Below are 22,128 nucleotides of genomic sequence, written 5' to 3'. Positions count from 1 at the left end.
GTTAAGCGTATTAGACACGGGGAATGCAGATGATGACAGCCAAGCCCTGTCGGAGCGTTTGAAGCAAGACCGTAACGCAGAAGGTAATTTGGTATTCACACCGCTCATAGCGATTAGCTTAATGCTTTTCGTCTTGATTTATTTTCCGTGCATAGCAACTATATCGGCTATTGTCAACGAGTCTGGCTCATGGAAATGGGGTATATTCGTTATCATTTATACTTGTGTCCTAGCATGGATCGTTTCTTTCATTGTTTATCAAACGGGAAATTTCTTTGTGGGTTTATTTTGCTAAGAACTTTCCTATGTTTTATTTAGTTATATATAGGAGGTAAATTTATAGGTATGTGGCAAGATATAGCAGTTTACGTTATTGGTATCTCGATTATCGGATATATCGCATATAAGGTTTATCGAATGTTCGCCGCCCCCAAATCCAAAGACCCTTGTTGCGGATGTAGTGAGTGTTCGTTAAAGAAAGAATTGATGAAATAGACAATGGGGTTGAGTCAAGCAAAGAATTGCAACACAGCCCCATAACTTATTTCCAACCAAAAGGTCTTTACCGACCTATGCAATGATAAATAAAACCGGCCTCCTCCAATTCTGCCTTATCATAGATATTACGTCCATCCAAGATTAAAGGCGTAGCCATTAATTTCTTAATAACAGACCAAGAAGGCATACGGAATTCTTTCCATTCAGTAACCAACAATAGTGCATCCGCATCTATCACAGCCTCATATATATCTTTAACATAAGAAATCACATCTTCAGGCAAACGTCTTTGAGCCTCAGGTATAGCCACTGGATCATAAGCCGAAACCAGACATCCGGCGTTTCTTAACTTTTCGATCAAAACCAATGAAGGAGCCTCTCGCATATCATCTGTCTCCGGCTTAAACGCCAACCCCCATAAAGCGATACGCTTGCCTTTAATATCCCCGTTAAAATGCTTCACCAACTTACGAAACAATATTGACTTCTGCTCTTCATTTACAGCCTCTACCGCTTCCAATATACGCATCTGATAACCACTATCGGCAGCGGTCTTCATAAGCGCCTTGACATCTTTCGGGAAACAAGAACCTCCATATCCGCAACCCGCATACAGAAAACGACTACCGATACGAGCATCCGTTCCAATCCCTTTACGCACCATATTTACGTCAGCACCGACAATCTCACACAAATTAGCGATATCATTCATAAAACTGATACGAGTCGCCAACATTGCGTTTGCCGCATATTTAGTCATTTCAGCGGAAGGAACATCCATAAAAATCACCCGGAAATTATTCAGTAAAAACGGACGATATAACTTTGACATCAATTTCTCGGCACGCTCGGATTCCACTCCTACAACTACACGGTCCGGACTCATAAAATCCTTTACCGCAGCCCCTTCCTTCAAGAACTCAGGGTTAGAAGCAATATCGAACTCTATATTTACATTCCGTTTAATTTGCTCATTTTTAATAGCTTGCTTTACCTTTTGGGCAGTACCAACAGGAACCGTGCTTTTAGTAACGACCAAAATATATTTATTCATATATCTTCCCACGGTCCGAGCAACCTCCAGCACATATTTCAAGTCCGCACTTCCATCCTCATCTGGAGGCGTCCCCACTGCGGAAAACAAGACTTCCACCTCATCCAGACATTCTTTTAACTCGGTAGTAAAATGCAAACGTCCCGCCTGCATATTACGAGCCACCAATTCATCCAAACCCGGCTCATAAATGGGAACGATGCCTTTCTTCAGATTATCGATCTTATTTTTATCCACATCTACACAAAACACCTCTGTACCCATTTCCGCAAAACACGTACCTGTTACCAAGCCTACATAGCCTGTTCCAACTATTGCTATTTTCATAATTCCCTTTGTTTCTCAAAATATCTTAAAAACGTATGCAAATGTACAATAATTCAGAGAAATCCGCTATCATAAATATACAAATTGAAAAAAATCATATGTTCGTCTGTTTTTAAAGAAATAACTGTTAACTTTGTATTCGATTTCCCTTTAATAGAGGGAAATCTTACATTGTTAAACAAACGGAGAAATCAACAATAATAGATTCACTCGTCCGTTATTATTGCAGGTACAGTTTGACAGTAAAGAAAAATAAGGAAGAGAGCATGACTAAAGTTTGTTTCTTGGTATCATCATTATGCAACGAAGGCCCGGTTAATGTTATGTATAACATTATCCAATATATGGACTTCTCCAAGTTCAAGGTATCTATCATTACTTTCATACCAGAGAAAAAAACTACCCGAATTAAGGATTTCCAGAAGTATCCGCTTTCGATTCATCAATTGGCACCAGAAACGCCTCTTAATCCATTCGCTTTATTCACGGCACTAAAACAAGAGGTAAAATTGATTAATCCGGATATGCTTCATGCGCATTGTCCGCGTTCATTATATTTAATGTGCTTTTTACCTCGAAAGTATAAACGAATCTATACGATTCATATCTATCCGGGACTACAGCAGCAGATATTATATGGAAAATTTAAAGGAGATATCGTCAATCAACTAAACCATTTCTTCACCCGAAAAGTAGATCTCCCCATAGGTTGCTCTGAAAGTGTAGGAAAACTCTATAAAGAAAATAAAGGTTGGGACATCTCTTGCATACCCAATGGATCTTCGTTACCCATCTGGAATTGCGATCCGATTTATCGGCAAAAGCTAAGAAAAGATTTAGGACTAAAAGACGATATCCGATATTTTATTTTTATCGGGCGCTTCTCAGGAGAGAAGAATCCTGAACTATTAATACGTGCCTTTAAACAAATAGGGGCCAAGCAAGTGGGATTGATCATGCTCGGTGAGGGACCCTTATGGGAAGATTTAAAAAAAGAAGGTGATGACCGGATTCTTTTACCCGGTTTTAAAACGAATGTTTATGATTACTTAATCGCTTCCGATTATTATATTTCAGCCTCAGATGTCGAAGGATTGGCAAACACGCTGTTGGAGAGTATGACAGTAGGATTACCTATGTTACTTTCTGATATACCTTCACACCAAGAGGTGCTATCGAAGATGAGCGTCACGACAGGATATATTTTCAACAATAAAGACAGTAATAGTTTATTCGACAAAATAGAAAAAGTGCTCCTGTTAGATCGTACAGAAGTCGCACGAGAAGTACAAGACATATTCCAAAAGCATTATACAGCGAAGAAAATGTCTTTGTCTTATCAAAACGCATATACTAGTTTATGACACCTTATGTATCTATTATAACCATAACAAGGAATCATTTCAAATATATCATGGAGATACTAAATTCGTTGTTCACGACAGGAAGACCATCAGTCCCGCTCGAAGTCATCATCGTAGATAATTGCTCATCTGATGGTACGATTTACTTTTTAAAGAAGAATCGGTTTAAGGTAATAACCCGACCAACAAACTTAATAATGTTATAATAGGTGAAAAATACAATCTATCATCAACAAATAGAACATAAATTGCATCTATAAAATTAAAAACATAATAGGACAAAATGATAATGAAACCAGAAATATCGATTATAACAGTTGGCATGAATCACCTTTCATACGTGAAAGAGATGCTTGCGTCTTTGTATTCAGTAGGAAGTCCATCCGTTTCATTCGAGGTTATTTTTGTTGATAATTGTTCTACTGACGGAACCGCCGATTATATCCGGAACAATTATCCTACCATAAAACTCATTGAGAATCAAAAGAAATATGGTTTTGCCCGAAATAATAATATTGGAGCAAAACATGCTATAGGGAATTATATACTTATATTAAACCCAGACATCATATTAACGCAAGGAGCGATCGACAAATTATACAACTATGCGATAAAACATCCTTCATGTGGAATTGTCGCACCCAAGTTACAAAACCGGGACTGCTCATTGCAATATTCTGCACGTAGATTTCCTTCAATTAAGATTTTGCTAAATCGGGCTCTTACCAAAGGAAATGATAAGTCCGGCAATAAAAATGTTCAAACCTATTTACTGAAGAACCTTCCTATGGACACTCCTACAGAGGTCGATTGGTGTATGGGAGCAGCGTTTTTGATCTCTCACACATTCTACAATGAACTAAAAGGATTTGACGAGAAATTCTTCTTGTATGTAGAAGATATGGATATTTGCTATCGTTGTTGGAAAAAGAATAAGAAGGTAGTCTATTACCCTTTATCCAAAATGACGCATGTTCACCAAAGAAGTAGTCAGCGTCTTAATAAGAAAACGTTAATTCATTTGAAAAGTTTCTTTTATTTCTTTAGGAAAAACAGATTTAAGATCAAATCTGAGGCTCAGCACCTCACAAGTGCACCTCAAAGAGAAAAAGAAACATTTCAGTTACAACCAAAGGTCGTTCCTAGCAAATAAAAAAGATGATACAAGAATTCATAAACAAGCAATTTTATAACTTATTTATTTTCACGTTCATATTTGGATTGGTCCTTTATGGAACGATCGGATTTGATAGTATAGATGAGATATGTGCTTGCATCTTGCTTATCTTATTTATTTTCGCAACATTCAAGACACCGGATTGGGCTATAAATAAGTCATTTCTAGCGGTAAGCTCTGTTTTCATATTTTATACGATTTATTCGTTTTATATACATAGTAACTCTGCGAAAGGAATCATCTCAGACATGATTATCCAATTTAAACCCTATTTAGCTTTTTTCGCAGTTTATTATCTCTGTCCTGTATTTAGTTCGAAACAGAAAGATTTGATAAAGAAAATCATTCTTATTATATCCTTTTTCATGTTTCTTATAGGATGTGCGTCTCTAGTCTATCCACTCGCCTTCAGAGTAACTGTTGGGCATGTCGCTTATTTCGCCGCTATCATAACCGCATCCTCCCTGCTTTATTATTATTGTAGCGAAGGTGCTAAAATTGATAAGATGATCTTTATCCTTATTTTAGCGATTGGATTATTCTCGGCTCGTTCAAAGTTCTATGGATTTTTTATCATATCTCTGGTCACCGTGATATTCTTCGGGAACATAAGTCGTCTGAAGCTCAATTTCAAGACAATAGCGATAGCCGTATTAAGTCTTGCCGCAATGGTTTTAGCTAGCTGGAAAAAAATGGTCATGTACTTTGGTGTGGGTAAATCCTTGGACAGTGTTCCCGAGGAATTCATGGCCCGTGCCATGCTATACGTCACATCTTTCGAGATTTTCAAGGACTTTTTCCCATTTGGGTCGGGCTTCGCTAGTTTTGCCTCCCACTCCTCTGGCGTTTATTATTCGCCTCTATACGCAAAATACGGTATCGAGAATGTAAAAGGGATCAGTAAAAACAATTATAGTTATATAGCGGACACCTATTATCCCTGTTTAGCTCAATTTGGGATAATAGGCGTATTCTTATATATACTATTTTTCGCCTATATCATACGGAAAGCCTACAAACTATTTCTCTCTACGCAAAAGGAGAAATATTTTATTATACCTTTTCTTATCATCGGGTATCTATTGATTGAGAATATCGCAGATGCCACGTTTACCGGACATCGGGGTTTCTTTATAATGATGTTGTTAGGGCTTGTAATGTCTGAGCAAAAGCACCAATTGTTGGCTAATAAATCAACCTCTCAAAAACAACCCGAATAATACATGGCAAGCAAAACAGTAAACGGTCTTTTTTGGAGTAGCATGGAAAGGCTTTCGGTACAGGGAGCTCAATTCGTGTTAAGTCTTTTCATCGCTCGTATCTTGTCGCCTTCCGACTATGGACTTGTCGCCATGCTTGGTATTTTCATGGCGGTAGCTCAAACGTTCGTTGATAGTGGCTTCTCGAACGCTCTTATCCAGAAACAGGGAAGAACAGATGTAGACTATTCGACGGTATTCTTTTTCAATATATTTATCGGGATAGCCATGTACCTTCTCCTTTTCTCCACCGCTCCATTCATAGCCTCATTCTACAGCCAGCCTCAACTAGAAACCATCATAAAATTCGTAGGATTAAACTTAATCTTGACCTCATTCTGCGCCGTACAACGAGCACAACTGACCATTTCCCTCGATTTCAAAAAGCAAGCTATCATCTCATTCAGCACAGTAGCTATAAGTGGAGGAATAGGTATATGGCTGGCTTATCATGGTTATGCTGTATGGACACTGGTCATCCAAAGTTTACTCACGAATTTATTAGCTTTGATATTACTTTGGGGAAGTACCCGGTGGATTCCTCGCCTATGTTTCTCCAAAGAGTCTTTCAAGGAATTGTTCGGATTCGGATCTAAATTACTTGCCGGAGGATTGCTTCATACGATATATCTGAATCTATACTCATTGGTAATTGGTAAATATTTTTCATCCGCTGATCTGGGAAACTTCAACAGGGCTACTTCTCTTGCCCAATACGTTTCCGTTAATATAACAAGCATCATCACACGGGTCACTTATCCGATAGAATGCCAAATACAGCATGATAACGAGGAACTGCAACGAAAGTTCTTCATGTTCATCCGTATGACAGCCTTCATCATATTCCCGTTGATGATCGGCTTATGTGTACTGGCTGATCCATTAATTCGTGTTATCTTGACAGATAAGTGGGTACATACCATACCATATTTACAAATATTAAGTATCGCTTATATGTGGGACCCGATCTCACGCCTGAACTGGGATCTGCTCAACGTAAAACGGAGAAGTGATTATTCCCTGCGATCCGAGATCATAAAAAAGCTCATTGCGGTTACTATCTTAGTCATTACCATTCCATTTGGGATCACCATCATGTGCGCCGGTATCGCTGCTTATGCCTTATGTGACATCTATGTATTGACAAGATTCACTAAAAGACTTTTACCCGATGTTTACCTGCGAAAAGAGCTTAAGGCTTTATGTCCTATACTCTTGTTATCCATATCGATGGGACTAATCATATACATTTGCGTAAGTTTTATCCCTATCTTATTATTTAAACTCATTGTCGGTATAATTATAGGTATCTGCTATTATCTAACTCTATCCTATTTGCTTAAATGGGAAGAGATAGATTTCATTCTCTCGTTGATCCTAAAAAAACATAGACAGTAGAAACACAGTAATAACTTGAATAAAAAACACATCCTATGGATATTGTATGTTGCACAGACAATAATTATGTCATACCCTGTGGTGTATTAGTAACCTCTATTTGTGTGAATAACCCGAAAGAGGAGATTACGGTACATATCTTGACAGAGGAAATATCCCCTGAAAACCAAGAGGTATTGAAAAAGGTCGTAGCCAAATATGGCCAGCAAATCCAGTTCTATACTGTAGATAAAAAGGTTTTCGCCAACTGCCCGATAAGTAGACATATCACGTTAGCGACCTATTTTAGACTTATCATGACGGATATACTTCCCAAAAGCGTTGAGAAGGTCCTTTATCTCGACTGTGATGTTGTCGTCCGCCACTCACTACGCTCATTATGGGATACGGATATAAAAAGCTATGCCGCCGGAGTAATCCCTGACATGTCAATAGATGACATACGTATTTACAACCGGCTCCAATATTCCCCATCTCTTGGCTATTTCAACGCTGGGGTATTATTGGTCAACCTAAGATATTGGCGAGAAAATAATCTTTCAGAAAGCTTTTTCGAGATAATCAACAAATACCCTGAGAGACTTAGATACCATGATCAAGATGTATTGAATATAGTATTAAAAGAGATCAAGCTAACCCTGCCCATGAAGTACAATGTACAGCACGGATATTTTTTCAAGGACCCGTTGATTAGCCGAACTTACCGGGATGAAAGAGAGCAAGCTATCACTGACCCCGTTATCTTGCATTACAGCGGCAGCAAACCTTGGTTTATCGAATTTGAGCCTCCTTTCAAAAAAGATTTCGCTTTCTATTTAGACACATCCGGTTTGGACAAAAGCTTTATTAGGCATATCCCCATGAAGGCACGCATTAAGGCAAGATTCCGTTCGTTACTAGAAAAATTGGGGCTTATCGCTCCCAAGGATAGCCTATTCTAACTTACTTTTATCCACGCGTTCCACGTTTGTAATAATCTGTTCATGTCCAAATTATTACAAACGTGGATTATAATAGAAAAGAAAAAAATGAACATACATTTAAAAATCATCAATACGAGCTCATCCGATATTTAATGGTGATACGTATAAACCCAATCTATCAAGCCTCATTAAAGTGAACAACTTACGACTTGTCTAACCGTAGGCTTACGGCTATACCTAGTGCTACGCTTACGGCTTGTATAGTAAATAACTTACGGTTTGAATAATAGATAACGAATCGCTAAAGCTCTCATCTGAACAGCACCAGACTCCTAGCCAATATATAAAATTGGCAGGATCAACAAGCACATTTTACCTCAATATAGGTAATGTCCTCCCCCTTTCATACGACGAAGATGAGACTAAATTGGTGAAGCCTGTTTCATCAACAAAGTTAACTAGCTGGAATGCCTAAGTAAGTTAACTTACTTTGCCGATGAAGCCAACTTACTTTGTAACTACGGATATCCAAAAGAAAAAAGCCCTAAAACCACACATTCAATACGGATTATTTCATATGATCAAATTGGTCAACTTCACACAAAATATTTCTCCGGACATGATCATCCCACACGCTCAAACTTTCAACAACTATGCAGAATGACATATTCCACGGCAAACTGCCGCTTACTAGTTATCTAGCAAGCAGGAAAAATCCAAAACACTGATTTTGCCTAGTACCGCTTTATCTAGTAAGAGAAGGATTTTATGAGAAATGAAGTTTAATAAACAAGTTTCATAAAAATACCTACTATAATTTAAACCATATTTTTTCCGTATGATGAAATTGTGAATAAAATGTGAATAACCATATAAGTTCATATTTTCTACTTTTTTCTATATTTGTAACAATATTAATATTGGAGACCCTATCAATAGTTAAGAGACTATCGACTTTCAAATATCAACCTTAGTTGATTATATCGCAAAAAAGATGTTTAACCTATTAAATCCATAATTTCCCAAAGAATTAACACAAAAAGAATCATGCACAATTCATGTATTTCCATGCACTTGTTCATTTATAGTGGTGTAAAAACCACAAAGAAGCTCATTTAAATTGATTATATATCAATTTAGCAAGAAAAAAATCAATTATTTAATTCACAATATCATGAAAAAAACATTATCCATATTTCTATTGCTATCAATAAAAATAGCAGTATTTTCCCAAACTAGCATCCTAGAAGACAACCTAATGAAAGATGCTGAAGTTGCTTTTCTACAAATAAATCCAACTATCGGTGGGGATGTCACTATTGAGTCAACAAAAACAGAATTAAAAGGAGAGAATATCTACAAGACATTTACAATAAATAGTTCTAAAAATGGAGACTACTACTTAAACGCTTGGATTATGGTACCTTTAACTCCAGAAGGATATCCTGAATATAAAGTAGAGGTTAATAGTATTGTTGTAAATTCAACATTAAAACCATCTAAAAACAATTGGCAATCAGTGGGACTCACAGATAAAAAAGGAAAAGCTTCTACGCTAACACTTGAAAAAGGAGTCAATACAATCTCTATAATCGCAAAAAATCCAGAGATACCAAGTGTAGAATTTGTGCGTTTATCAACAAATCCGATAAAAGCAGAAATATCAGACAATAATTACCAAGATTATGTCGCACAAATAAAATCTCAACCTGCAATAGTTGCGAGTTCACAAGATTTGCTCAACATAGCAGATAGCTCTTATATACAGACAAGGGGTACAGGAGGACAAGAGTATACTTATGGACTAAATATGCCTCTGCAATACACTACTTTTAAATCTTTTAATTTACAAGCTGGGCAATATTATACATTTTCTGCAACCGCATCCAATATCAATTATGAATTTGTTATTGAAGTATTTAATGCTCAAACGCCCAACGCATACTCATGGTCTCTATACGGCAAAGGAAATGCTACGATCCAAGTGCAAACACCCGTATCTGGTATATATTATGTCAGAATCCGTGCATATAACCAACTAACTACAGGTTCTGTAACTCTTAAGGCAGTCAACAATCAGTATACTTACACTAATTGCCCTGTCGGAGGTAATGCTCTAACCGTAAACGGAAGCATATCCGGCCCTAGGAATTTTTTTACTTGTAATGTAACTGCGGGTACTATTGCATGTATTTGGGTGGAAGAAGGTACAGCTGTTCCCGGCAAAATTACAGGCTATAACATGGGCTATACGGCTCCTTCTGATTACAACTGGGCTGGAGGTTCTAAATGTTATCTTAATGGAAGCGCATTCCGCGCAGGTCTGATATCCTCTTATAGTTCATTTAGTGGCAATGCAAAATGCGATGTATATATAAATCTTCCACAGAGTGATGTAACTTCAGTCTTTCCATATTTAAAGACTGGTGATGCTATACGTACAGCACCAGCAACTCAAGTTTATAATTGTATTGCTTGGACCATTGATAGAACTGATGATTGGATATGGCCCATAAGTGTCTATTCATCATACTATAAAGCAGGGGATCCTCTTGCTTCCTTTGATGCTTTATATGCACAATATAATTACACTCGCCAAGGCTCCTCTGTAGAAAAGGGAGTAGTTGCATTATGGGGTACAAGCTCAACTAATTTTACTCATGGATCAATTAAAAATAATGCTAATTCAATTTATCCTCATGGTTATGATTGGGAAAGTAAACCGGGAGCATTAATGCGAACTTTCCATCCTAAGCTCTCAATCAGAGGAGAGGATTATGGAGCCATTCAACATTATTATATACCAATTCCAAACAAAAGTAGAAACACGGTTATAAAGAATAAAATGGAAAAAGCAACTTTGTCCATAATAGAACAGAATAATATTTCTTTATTAAAAGCATCTATGCCAGCACAAATCCAACAAAAATTTAACGATTTATACAATAATTGGGAATTAACATGGAGTAATCCAATCATTGCTACACACAGTGATCCTAGGAAATATGCAGAATCTCAAGAATACTCAACCTTATTAGATCTATGTAAACAAATAGGAGAATCATCAATACTTCTAATTACAGAAAAACTATCTAATGGTGACCTCTTTGCTATAAATTTATTAGAAGACTTAACTTTATCTGAAGAGCAGAACAAATCTCTTTTAATTAAAGTCAAAGAATCAGCTAACAAATTTGCAAAAACAAACAATTATTATCCTAGCAGCATATATTCTAACGCATTAAATTACGCTAAGGAGCTTTTAAAAAGAGATGATCAAAAAATAAAATCCTCTATAAATAGCATCAAAAGCAAAGAATTAAACATTTCATCTAATTTGGATATTTCTATAAAAAACAATACTCTTATCATTACATCAAAAACAATAAAACCATCAAAAATAGATATTAATATTGTTGATATAAATGGCATAGAATTGCTAAAGGATAGCAGAAATAATATATCTTTTGATCAAAAGATAATCATCAATTTATCTTTCCTAAAAGACGGATTATATTTTATCAACACAAAGCAAGAGAATAATTATATTTCTAAAAAAATTCAGATCAATAAGAATTAAAGTTATCGATTAATTTTACATTTACAAACAATGGCTATAGTTACATATACAATCTATAGCCATTGTATATAGAAAATTTGCTCAACAAATTCATTTTTATATCCAAGTATTTATCAGCCTTTTTACACACATCATACAGCATCTTTGCAAAAAGACATCAGAGCATAATTGGGTATTAATTAACACAGCTACGCAAAAGAACAAATATACAAGCAACATGACTTATACTCTTAAAAATTTAAATTTTGTATTTTAATACAAAGATCAAAGCAGCATCCTAACACACCATAACTGAATTAAATTCAAAACCAACCCTCAAAACACAGTTAATATTACTCAACTTAAAATCATTAGTTCAAACTAAATAGATTTTTATACTCTTTATATTAAAATATTTCATTTTGAAAAGAAAAAAAGTAATAAAAGAAATTACCACCTTTTTGACAACAACAAATAAAGTCCCTTTACTATTTTATTTATAATTGAAAACATCATATTTCAGTTCATAACAACGGATAGAGCCCGGTTGATAACAGCAAACCAAGAAACTATTTGGTAAAGTAAGAACATCTCCGTAGCCGACATCAAAATTATCGCTTTCAAAAAGACTAGCAGGATTACTAGCCAACTTCCCATCTTTAAGAAGTACCGTATCAAAACTATATTTACCACGATTGGAGTCCTTAACATTCCGGTAAGTTAGTATAAAAGCATCCTTATAAGGAGTTAAAGAAGGAGCATGCCCTTCTATCGGTAAAAAACTCCATGTCCAAGTCACCCCCAAATCCTCACTAACTCCAATCTCAAGACGATTGTCTCCATTCTCTGACTGTTGACGACCCACGACGTACATTTTCCCATCATAATACCCCAGCGAGGCCTCATTAATACGTCCACATTCTATTTGATTTGTCCACAGACGCTCATCTAACCAAGATACAACCTCCCAACTCCTCCCAAAGTCTTCCGATTTTTCCAACCATGTAACAGCCCAACGATTATAACATACCGCATAAATTACATCATCTATTATAACCATATTCCCACGGGCTGCCGCAAATGTCTCGTCTTTTGGAAAAGGAAATAAAACAGGCGATCCATAGAAAATACCCCAATTCTCCGAACAAATGCTTTTCACAATGGATTCCGTCTTCGATTCTCTTTCAAAGAAACGGCAAAGTATACCGTTATTAGGTAATACTAAAAGCTGAGGATCCCTCACGTCATGCCCTTTAACTGGAGCAAATATAACCTTCCTGTTAACCCATGTTTTTCCTTTATCGAAACTCTCCATCTGTATTAACTTACTATCAAAACTAACGTGGCTCGAACCTTCTCTATAAACCACGATAATCTTACTTCGATCCTTATTCCCCGCAATGGCAGGAAAAGCCAAATGTAGGCTACTATCGTCAATAGACGTACTACGAAGCAAATTTGGGTTATATATTTCCTTTAGCTCATCATCACCACAAGCCATAAAAGGAAATAAAAATACCATAATAAATAAAAGTAGATGGTGTTTCATAAAGCATATATTTTAACTTTAGTTAATCATCTGATAAATACTCCCGCTTGAAAGGTTCTCCTTTTTTTATATCACATTTCACCTTTTTGCCCAATATATCCGGTAAATACTTAGGCGATAGACCATCAGAGGGTCTAACAGAACGAACATTTTCTTCTGTTACTGTATCACCAGCATACATATCTTGAGCGACAAATAAGGAACGGGCAAATTTCCTGTTATTCCTCACCTTTTCAGTTAACTCATAGGTTGGCTTTCCCAATGCCATCTCGACTTCTCTTACACATCGAACCATTTCGGAGAACTCCTCCTTATTCATAGAAAAAGCCGCATCCGGTCCACCTATACCCCGATCCAAAATAAAATGCTTCTCGAGAATTCGAGCACCCAACGCAACCGAGGCTACCGCCACCGAACTAGACATCGTATGATCTGAAAGCCCTACAGGAAGTTTGAAACGCTTTCTCATATCAGGAATCGTCCTCAAGTTCGCAAGCGCCACAGGAGCCGGATAAGAAGATGTACATTTCAATAAGGCAATCTGATCATTACCGACTCTTTTGCAAGCGGCTATCGCCCCCTCAATATCCTCATAAGTAGCTATTCCCGTTGATATTATGACTGGTTTCATCTTTGAGGCCACATACTCGATCAAAGGAATATCCGTAATCTCAAAGCTAGCGATCTTATATGCCGGAACATCCATAGCCTCCAAGAAATCCACAGATGTTTTGTCAAATGGAGATGAGAAACAAATCAGACCTTCCTCTTCCGCAATACGTTTTAATTCAGGTTGCCATTTCCAAGGAGTAAAGGCGTTCTGATATAATTTATACAATGTGGTTCCATCCCATAAAGTATCTTGCTTTATTTGAAAATAAGCATTATCACAATCTAATGTAAGAGTATCCGCCGTATAGGTTTGCAATTTGATGGCATCCGCACCAGCAGCCTTGGCTGCTTTCACGGTCTCTACGGCGATGTTGAAATCATGATTATGATTCGCAGACATTTCCGCTATAATAAATACCCGATCGGAATCTTCCCGATCAAGACCAAAATATTCGAATAAATTAGTTTCCATACACATAACAATACTTCAACGCATGTTTATTATCACTAACACAATCCTTAAAACCAGCACGAATAAACGCATATCTTGAAGCCATATTCTCGGTTTTCACATATGCGTAAATCTTACTTATTTGCCTTTCACGCTCATGGAAATGCCTCAAAGCCTTTTCCAATAAGCAAAGAGCAAGTCCAAATCCTCTGTAGTTAGCTCCGATACTTATACTAATCACCGCACTGTTATTTTCCTCAATATCGAAACGGACTTGTCCAATTAATTTCTCTTTCTCGTAAAAGACAAATAGTCTTCTTGCTCTATTCTTTAAGGTCGCATAAAACCAATTTCTATGTTCATCCAATGATATAGCATGGGTCGAAAAAGAATTTTGCCGTACCATCCGATCATTCGTAAGCTCGAACAGAGGTAGTAAGTCTTCTTCTTTAGCCAATCTCATATCCATATTCATCTCATAAAACATCCGGGTTACAGCTTTCATAATCCGATGAGCCCCTTTTCCATCGATTTGACTTATCCCCCGACAAAAAATCTCCCGCCGATATTCGGAGTTCTCAAATTTTAACATAATCTTATCCAGATCATCTATATGCCAATCTTTTGTGGCATCAATAAATTCATCGACAAAGCCAATATTCTTCCACCCCGCAATATTGTTACCTTGGTTTTCAGCCACCTTAAAGATAACGGATGGCAGACCTGTTATCGCCAATTCGTTTATCGTCTGTCCAGCCGCAGAGATCGCAAGATCCGCAGCTAACATCAAATCTCTCATCACTTCAGCCTCTACATTACGGTATATAACCGTATTATCATCCGCCATCCTCTCTATTTCTGCCTTATGAGAAAATGCAGGCCCTAAGATAACGATTTTCCTCAAATTAGCATAGCAATTCGTCAACTTCTCCAAAATTTTTGGCGTTAGATTTAAAGGATCACTACCTCCGAAAGTAATTAGGACAGTCTTTATTTTCTCCCGGATTTCTCTATGACCACATAAGTTTTTAAATGCCTCACGTAAAATCACATAATCCTTTCCTAACAAATAACGTTGTCCAAGATTCCGTTTATAGGGAATCAATTCCGCACCGACTGTCCCATTTATGATGATTCCCTCCGGATATTCCAAACGATTAAAATCATCTAAATAAGCAGCAACCTTTACCCGCTGTCTTATTTCGGTATAAAGTCCTTTTCCTGCCAAATAGGAATCAATAACTATTATGTCATCTTGAGATAGATACTCAAGCAAACGTTCCGTGTTCTCCAACCAATTAAAGACAAACAGAGGATAAGATTGTACTAAATTTTTTACACTCTCATCCCCATTCACAATAAAGGTTACATTTGCGTTTCTCTCCCGAAATACTTGGGCAATAGCCGTACAACGGGAAATATGCCCATAGCCTGTGTGCGAATATCCCTCAGTTAAAATCAGAACTCTCATATCAACTCATATGAAGTAGTTTATATTTCATCTCCGCTAAAGCCCAATCTGTATCCGTATCAATATCTTGTACACGAAACTCATCCAGAACAATCGCCGTGCCATTCTCACTTAGCAATTTTTTATCTTTTAATAGAGAAGAGGTCTTTATCCAATAAAACGTACCACTATCATGATAGGCGGGGCGCAAATCTTGACTCCGGCTAAATCTATACTCTGGCCAATTCATGTTTAAATTTCCTTTTTCATCTATCGATAAAGAACGCAGTATCGGATATGAGAAAGCGACCACCGGACAGATAGAATCAAAGGTAGACATAACTAACTGATCATAAGCAGAACGAACATCCTCGGAAGAAATCAATGGGGCTGTTGGAAGCAAACAACAGATCAAGTCAAACTCATACCCTCTCCCTTTATAGGCATTGACAACCTCGACCAATACATCCGCCAATGTAGCATAGTCATTAGCATTTTCCGTAGAACGCAGAAAAGGGACAGAAGCCCCTTCTTGACGGGCTATCTCGGCGATTTCCACATCATCCGTCGAAACCATCACCTCCTCAAACAGTCCGGAACCAAGAGCGGCCTCTATTGAATATGCTATTATCGGTCTGCCCAAAAAAGGTTTTATATTTTTATGAGGAATCCGTTTACTACCTCCTCGTGCTGGTATTATTGCCAAACATTTCATTTTTTCGTTATTTTTATGATCTTAATTTAACCAAAATCTGATACAAGCTTATGCCCAAATCAGTCTGAAAATAAATAGCACGAAGCAATATACGAAGTTTCAATGGAACTTTTGTCTTGTAATAACTATTCTTCATGAAACAAGGAAATATCTCTTCCATCTCCCGCTTGATTTGATTCACATACTTTTTCTCAGGAGGATCAAACTGTGATATGGCGCCTAGAATTGAGTTTACATAAAAAAGCTCAGTAAATCGAAACTCTACTTCTTCCGGATATATCTCATAGATACCTAATCTACGCATATTATCCAAAAACATTTTAGAAGTCTTCAAACGGTCAAAAAAGCGATAGTTATTAATACTCCGAGTCGTAGAAATATTATTACAACGATAATAATAATAAGGATGGGTATCCTTCACGATCTTTCTCGCGCTCAAATATAGAGCAGTTACAATCGCATTATCTTCATAGAATAGCTCCTCAGGAAATTCTATTTTATTTCTGATAAAGACTTCTTTTTTGATTATATTAGTCCAAATCCGACATTCACCTTCAATAAAACGCTTATTTCTTTCATGTTCAGGCAATGAAAACCATTCAGGTTTACAGTTAATCCGTAAACGAATATCTTGTTCACTATAATACTGAAAATAGTCACCACATACCATTTCCGCATCATGCGTAACCGCTAATGTATAGAGATTTTCATACATGTCAAGAGAAACCCAATCATCGCTATCAACAAAACCAAGGAAAGGAGCCCTCGCTTTTTTTATCCCGACATTACGGGCTCCCCCTTGTTTTATATTGCGAGGTAAATCAATAACAACAATACGATTATCCTTTGCCTCATAATCCCGAAGTATATCTAATGATTTATCTGTAGAGCAATCGTTCACACAGATAATCTCAATATTATGCAATGTCTGGGAAATCAACGAATCCAAACATTTCCCAATGTATTTTTCCACATTAAATACTGGGATAACAATGCTAACCGCAGGAATATTTTGGTCCATCTCTCTATTTGTTTTTTAAGAAAGGAATTCTTTAATCTTCGCTATTACATATTCCTGCTCTTCATCAGTCAGTGTCGGATACATTGGCAGACTCAAACAATGCTTATAATATTCCTCCATCACAGGTTGATCTCCTTCTTTATTTCCTAACTGCCTATAATAAGGGGTCAGATGCAAAGGGACATAATGAACTTGCGCATAAATATTATTCTTATGCAAATAATCATATAATCCTAATCTGTCCTCCACTTGGATTATAAATAAATGATAGGCATGAAAGACCTGATCCGATACAAAAGGGAGTGAAACCCCCTTCAGATCGGAAAGACCTTCCCTATATCGCCGGGCAATCTCTTGCCGCCGTGCCAATCCCATATCGGCTCTTTTCAATTGTGATATTCCTAAAGCTGCCTGAAAATCAGTAATCCGATAATTATATCCAAGCTCTTGCATCTCATAATACCAGCCACCATGGTTCTCGCACAAAAGTGCCGGATCCTTGGTAATGCCGTGTGTACGGTATAGACAAAGTTTTTCATATAATTTCTTACTATTTGTCGTAGCCATCCCCCCCTCGCCAGTCGCAATATGTTTTACCGGATGAAACGAAAAAACACTAATATCCGCAAAGTTCCCATTGCCACATAGCTGCTTTTCACCTTTACTATCAATAAAATATCCACCCGGAGCATGACAAGCATCTTCTATAATCCATAAGCCGTACTCATCCGCCAATTGACGAAAGGCCTCCAAATTGGCTGGATAACCCGCAAAATCAACCAAAACAATTCCCTTATAAGTGCCTTTGGGAGATTGTGACAATAAACGGCTTAATTTCTTTATATCCATCAAATAGGTATCTTCCTCTACATCACAGAACACAACCTCACCTCCCCGAAAGCGAATACAATTAGCGCTAGCCGCAAAAGTCAAAGGAGTCACAATCACTTTATCACCCAGATTCACATCAAGTGCCGTAGCCGCTAAATGAAGACCCGCCGTAGCATTATTAACTGCTATAGCATATTTACAGCCGACATAAGAGGCAAAAGCCTCCTCAAATTCTTTTATTTTTGGCCCTTGAGTTAAATAATCCGACTTTAAGGCATCTATTACACATTGAATATCCTCATCCGTAATATGCTGACGTCCATAAGGAATAGGTTTAGTAATCATTTTATCTCAAAATTAGGATCTACATATTTCTTTATTTTTTCCCGCATAGACTCTACAGTCTCCCATTCCGTATTCGTATCAGAACTATAATGGAATCCCTCTGGAACCTTAACCGCATTATGATGATTTACATAGTCTTCATATTTATGATTAAACGCAACAGAGGGCAAGATCGCATAATAAGGACCTAGATCTATAGTATTCATGGCATCCGTGACCGTAATCATTTCCTCATGCAATTTTTCCCCGGGGCGTATACCGACCTCCACCAATGGAAGGTTAGGCGCAATAGCCTTCGCAACATCCACTATTCGATAAGATGGAATCTTAGGAATAAAAATCTCACCTCCTAAATGATGACCGATAGCGAACATGACCAAAGCAACTCCCGCTTCTAACGAAATATTGAAACGAGTCATCTTCATATTCGTAATAGGTAACTCTACCGCACCTGAATCTCTCCTGTTAATGAAAAAAGGAATAACAGAGCCCCTTGATCCCATAACATTGCCATAACGGACCACTGAAAACTTGATATCCCGCGGACCACTAATATTATTTGCGGCAACAAACAACTTATCAGAAGTCAGCTTTGTAGCCCCATATAAATTAATCGGAGCACAAGCCTTATCCGTAGATAAAGCCACAACATGCTTTACTTTTGTACGCAAGGCTGCATTAATCACATTTTGAGCTCCATGTACATTTGTCTTTATGCATTCATCCGGATTATATTCGGCCGTATCCACTTGCTTAATAGCCGCAGCATGAATAATTACATCTATGCCTTCGCAAGCACGTTCCAAACGTTCTCCATCCCGGACGTCTCCAATAAAGAAACGTAATTGAGGATACTTTGACGCAGGGTATTTTTGCTTCAGCTCAAACTGTTTCAACTCGTCACGTGAATAAATAACAATTCTTTTCACTTGAGGATAATCACGAAGGATTGTCTCCACGAATTTTTTACCAAAAGAACCTGTTCCTCCAGTAATTAAAACAGACTTTTCATTTAACATATTACTTCTATTTATATCTATTCTATAACTCCTTCGATTGTATATAAGAAGCTACAATATCATACTCTTCAAATGGTTGTCCCATATTTTTATTAATAATACGATCCTGAAACCAAATCACTGATGTACTATTTTCATGAAAAACAGAAAGTTTATTTCCATTATCCAACAAGATTAGAATTAAAAACTCAACCATTATGTTTGATTGTACTATTTTTAATCCATATTGATACAAATCCTCTGTTTTTTTTATATGAGGATGCAATTTCACATAAACATAATCAAAATCATTTTTCTCTTTATCCAGAGCTTTCAATATGTTTACATTAATTTGATGATTAGTTAAATAAATTCCAACCGATTTATTTTTCACAGATAAAAATTCTTCATATCCCGTAGAAAAATTCAAAAACAATGGTAATTCTTCCCTTAACCTCTTAACAAAGGGCTTCTGGAATGATTTCAAAGATTTTGAATATCCTGGGAACTGAGACCTATACAAATCCGGCAAATAAAGAAACTGCCCCGTAAGAAACTTTGAAAAACCAATATGGTCACCAACACCCGTAAGCTTATTTATTATATTCTTCAAGCCTTTTGAATTATCAAAACGATCTCTTCTGTAGCTTCCGAATCCTTCTTCAAACATATACATTCGTTTAAATCGGGATAGCTTAAAAAATATTCCATAAACAAAAGAAGCATCTACCTCTACGAACAACGTATTTACTGGGTGAAAAAACAAATATAAATCCAAATGAAACAAATCTTTGAAATATAATATATCATTCCATGTATCATCAAATGTCTTAACTTGATGAAAGAACAATTCCGCATCCCTAAAATGTCCTAAAATAATTAGAACCTTTTTTGAAGATGCATTTCCATATCCAATATTTCTTACATTAAAATATTGCAATGGCTTAGAACATATATATATATCAGTATCCATTATATCACGCCAGCTTGTTTCCTTGTTTTATCGTATTCTCTTTTTAGTTCTATAAGTTGCTCTTTACAGAATAAATATACGACAGGAACCACAATTGTCAATAAAAACACGGCGAGAGCAGCATATAGTTTACGAGGGGCCACGGGTGTACTCTTCACAAATGCCTCATCAACAATCAATGCCCTATTCATACTTTTATTTAATTTCAATAATGCCTCTTCTCGTTTTTGTAATAATATCAAATAAACACCTTGAGCAATCTCTTGATCACGCTTATAATTCATGAATTCTCGTTCTTGAGTTGGAACGTTACCCATTTTATCCAAAATAGCCTTCTCCTTAGACTTGAGATCTTTCAATGTCAAATTCAGGCTTTCTTGCGCATTCTTGATCGTAAGGGCAACACTCTTACGCATTTGATCTAATTGCTTATCCATCACAGTAAATAAAGGGTTGTCCTCTTTCGAGTTTTGCAACATTCGCTGACGATTTACCAACAACTCATTATAAGTAGTTATGGAACCGCCTTTCTCTCCTTCTTGGACATTCATCAATACGGGTACCAAATTATACTTATTAGCAGGATTTTGCACGAAGTCTTCCATAAATCTAATAGCATGCCCTTGAGCCTCCATCTCAACAATTTTCGTTTGGATCTCTTTCATTTGATCCACATAAAATTGCACATCGGCTGTCAAGTCAGTCATTTGGTTATTTTTCTTATAGATCTCTATAGATCGTTCAGCATTAGCTAAATCCGATATTACCTTATTGATTCGCTCATCCAAAAACTGTATTGTAGCACGAGCTTCTTTATTATTTATTGAATCGGCACGATTATTATATTCAAACATTAATGCGTTTAAAACGTCAATACCTCGTTTTTTCTCATATTCCCTCAAAGTACATTCTATAACATTTGAATTATCTGAGTAAGTCTCAATTTCTATATCCTGCGCAAAATCATCTCCAACAAAACCAGCCGGCCTCATGGTTATATAAAGTTTCATGCTTTCTCCCAATTTATGGTTGGCTCCATAACTTAGGATAAACCGATTATTACCGAATTCAACGATCGCAGGTAATGAAGAAAACTCATAAGACCGCTTCTGACTTTTTGTCTTCCCTTCGATCTTTATTTTTCCCTCACGATCTTCCCGGACATAAAACTCTATTGTTTCCTCTTGAGATTTCAATGTGCTAGAATCTGCAACCATCAGAAAAGGGGTATTCACATACTGTTTATATTTCCAAGTTAACGGTTCAACATACTCTGCATTTAAGCCCAATTTTGAAACAACCTCATACCATAAAGTATGAGACTTTAACACCGCTAATTCATCATCAATAACAATACCCGCACTACCTCCTCCATTCAAACCAAAAGATTTCATCAAACCTGCCGCATCTCCCAAAGACATATTTCCTGAGGACATGGAAGTATCATCTTGAACTTTAAAACGAGCCATTACTTCGTAAGTTGTCGGATAATAAATCAAATATAATACAGCTGGTATTAGAGATATAACAAAAGTGCCTAGAAATAATCTCCAGTGCCTTAGATACCCTATTAGAATAGACTTTAAACTTATAGTCTCATTTCCTATATTTGTTGAATCCATAG

General features: G+C 36.8%; 18 protein-coding genes and 1 pseudogene. 9 read left to right on the top strand and 10 right to left on the bottom strand.

The window, feature by feature from the left end:
* A pseudogene (locus QVP94_RS08050) lies at positions 1 to 295 on the top strand (nucleoside recognition domain-containing protein); the annotation flags it as partial.
* Positions 296 to 345: 50 nt separating this feature from the next.
* Complete coding sequence (locus tag QVP94_RS08045; protein ID WP_022192338.1) at positions 346 to 495, top strand: FeoB-associated Cys-rich membrane protein; 150 nt, start codon at positions 346 to 348, stop codon at positions 493 to 495.
* A 67-nt stretch (positions 496 to 562) separates the two neighbouring features.
* Here QVP94_RS08045 and QVP94_RS08040 read toward each other — a convergent pair whose 3' ends face one another.
* Entirely contained in the window at positions 563 to 1,879 is a 1,317-nt protein-coding gene (locus tag QVP94_RS08040; protein WP_005856148.1) for a UDP-glucose dehydrogenase family protein, read from the bottom strand.
* Between the two features lie 266 nt (positions 1,880 to 2,145).
* On the opposite strand from QVP94_RS08040, the gene QVP94_RS08035 reads away from it, so the two are divergent.
* From QVP94_RS08035 to QVP94_RS08005, 7 genes are all read left to right on the top strand, one after another.
* Positions 2,146 to 3,243, top strand: coding sequence for a glycosyltransferase (locus QVP94_RS08035; protein ID WP_005856146.1), 1,098 nt, complete (start codon positions 2,146 to 2,148; stop codon positions 3,241 to 3,243).
* Positions 3,240 to 3,449: a glycosyltransferase family 2 protein gene (locus QVP94_RS08030; protein WP_005856144.1), complete on the top strand. Its 210-nt coding sequence runs from the start codon at positions 3,240 to 3,242 to the stop codon at positions 3,447 to 3,449. The genes QVP94_RS08035 and QVP94_RS08030 overlap by 4 nt, the downstream gene beginning before the upstream one ends.
* A gap of 83 nt (positions 3,450 to 3,532) precedes the next feature.
* Positions 3,533 to 4,396: a glycosyltransferase family 2 protein gene (locus QVP94_RS08025; RefSeq protein ID WP_008778269.1), complete on the top strand. Its 864-nt coding sequence runs from the start codon at positions 3,533 to 3,535 to the stop codon at positions 4,394 to 4,396.
* A 389-nt stretch (positions 4,397 to 4,785) separates the two neighbouring features.
* Positions 4,786 to 5,640, top strand: coding sequence for an O-antigen ligase family protein (locus QVP94_RS08020; RefSeq protein ID WP_224202488.1), 855 nt, complete (start codon positions 4,786 to 4,788; stop codon positions 5,638 to 5,640).
* Between the two features lie 3 nt (positions 5,641 to 5,643).
* Positions 5,644 to 7,077, top strand: coding sequence for a lipopolysaccharide biosynthesis protein (locus QVP94_RS08015; RefSeq protein ID WP_005856137.1), 1,434 nt, complete (start codon positions 5,644 to 5,646; stop codon positions 7,075 to 7,077).
* A gap of 35 nt (positions 7,078 to 7,112) precedes the next feature.
* Entirely contained in the window at positions 7,113 to 8,018 is a 906-nt protein-coding gene (locus QVP94_RS08010) for a glycosyltransferase family 8 protein (protein WP_005856135.1), read from the top strand.
* 1,156 nt (positions 8,019 to 9,174) lie between these two features.
* Entirely contained in the window at positions 9,175 to 11,580 is a 2,406-nt protein-coding gene (locus QVP94_RS08005; RefSeq protein ID WP_005856129.1) for a DUF7689 domain-containing protein, read from the top strand.
* 472 nt (positions 11,581 to 12,052) lie between these two features.
* On the opposite strand, the gene QVP94_RS08000 is transcribed toward QVP94_RS08005, so the two are convergent.
* Genes QVP94_RS08000 through QVP94_RS07960 form a run of 9 tightly spaced genes read right to left on the bottom strand, consistent with a single transcriptional unit; the run spans position 12,053 to position 22,126 of the window.
* A complete protein-coding gene (locus QVP94_RS08000) occupies positions 12,053 to 13,108 on the bottom strand; it encodes a sialidase family protein (protein ID WP_022192337.1) in 1,056 nt (351 codons plus the stop codon).
* A 22-nt stretch (positions 13,109 to 13,130) separates the two neighbouring features.
* Positions 13,131 to 14,192 (bottom strand): pseudaminic acid synthase, encoded by a 1,062-nt coding sequence (gene pseI / locus QVP94_RS07995; protein WP_275955221.1) that lies wholly within the window; start codon positions 14,190 to 14,192, stop codon positions 13,131 to 13,133.
* A complete protein-coding gene (locus QVP94_RS07990; protein WP_005856119.1) occupies positions 14,182 to 15,642 on the bottom strand; it encodes a bifunctional UDP-2,4-diacetamido-2,4,6-trideoxy-beta-L-altropyranose hydrolase/GNAT family N-acetyltransferase in 1,461 nt (486 codons plus the stop codon). Before QVP94_RS07990 ends, pseI begins: the two co-directional genes overlap by 11 nt.
* Position 15,643: 1 nt before the next feature.
* Positions 15,644 to 16,336, bottom strand: a complete 693-nt coding sequence (pseF, locus tag QVP94_RS07985; RefSeq protein ID WP_005856117.1) for a pseudaminic acid cytidylyltransferase — start codon at positions 16,334 to 16,336, stop codon at positions 15,644 to 15,646.
* Positions 16,337 to 16,349: 13 nt separating this feature from the next.
* The gene (locus QVP94_RS07980; protein WP_005856115.1) at positions 16,350 to 17,357 is read right to left on the bottom strand and encodes a glycosyltransferase family 2 protein; all 1,008 of its coding nucleotides are present in this window, start codon (positions 17,355 to 17,357) and stop codon (positions 16,350 to 16,352) included.
* A gap of 15 nt (positions 17,358 to 17,372) precedes the next feature.
* Positions 17,373 to 18,533: a UDP-4-amino-4,6-dideoxy-N-acetyl-beta-L-altrosamine transaminase gene (gene pseC / locus QVP94_RS07975; protein ID WP_005856113.1), complete on the bottom strand. Its 1,161-nt coding sequence runs from the start codon at positions 18,531 to 18,533 to the stop codon at positions 17,373 to 17,375.
* Positions 18,530 to 19,552 (bottom strand): UDP-N-acetylglucosamine 4,6-dehydratase (inverting), encoded by a 1,023-nt coding sequence (pseB, locus tag QVP94_RS07970; RefSeq protein WP_005856110.1) that lies wholly within the window; start codon positions 19,550 to 19,552, stop codon positions 18,530 to 18,532. The genes pseC and pseB overlap by 4 nt, the downstream gene beginning before the upstream one ends.
* A 22-nt stretch (positions 19,553 to 19,574) precedes the next feature.
* Positions 19,575 to 20,504 (bottom strand): hypothetical protein, encoded by a 930-nt coding sequence (locus QVP94_RS07965; RefSeq protein ID WP_005856106.1) that lies wholly within the window; start codon positions 20,502 to 20,504, stop codon positions 19,575 to 19,577.
* A complete protein-coding gene (locus QVP94_RS07960; protein WP_005856104.1) occupies positions 20,504 to 22,126 on the bottom strand; it encodes a GumC family protein in 1,623 nt (540 codons plus the stop codon). Before QVP94_RS07960 ends, QVP94_RS07965 begins: the two co-directional genes overlap by 1 nt.
* Positions 22,127 to 22,128: the final 2 nt, after the last annotated feature.

The sequence above is a fragment of the Parabacteroides sp. CAG:2 genome, assembly GCF_000436315.1.
Lineage (GTDB): Bacteria > Bacteroidota > Bacteroidia > Bacteroidales > Tannerellaceae > Parabacteroides > Parabacteroides distasonis.
The sequence above is the reverse complement of the archived record's forward strand: the minus strand, read 5'-3'. Positions and strand labels throughout refer to the sequence as shown.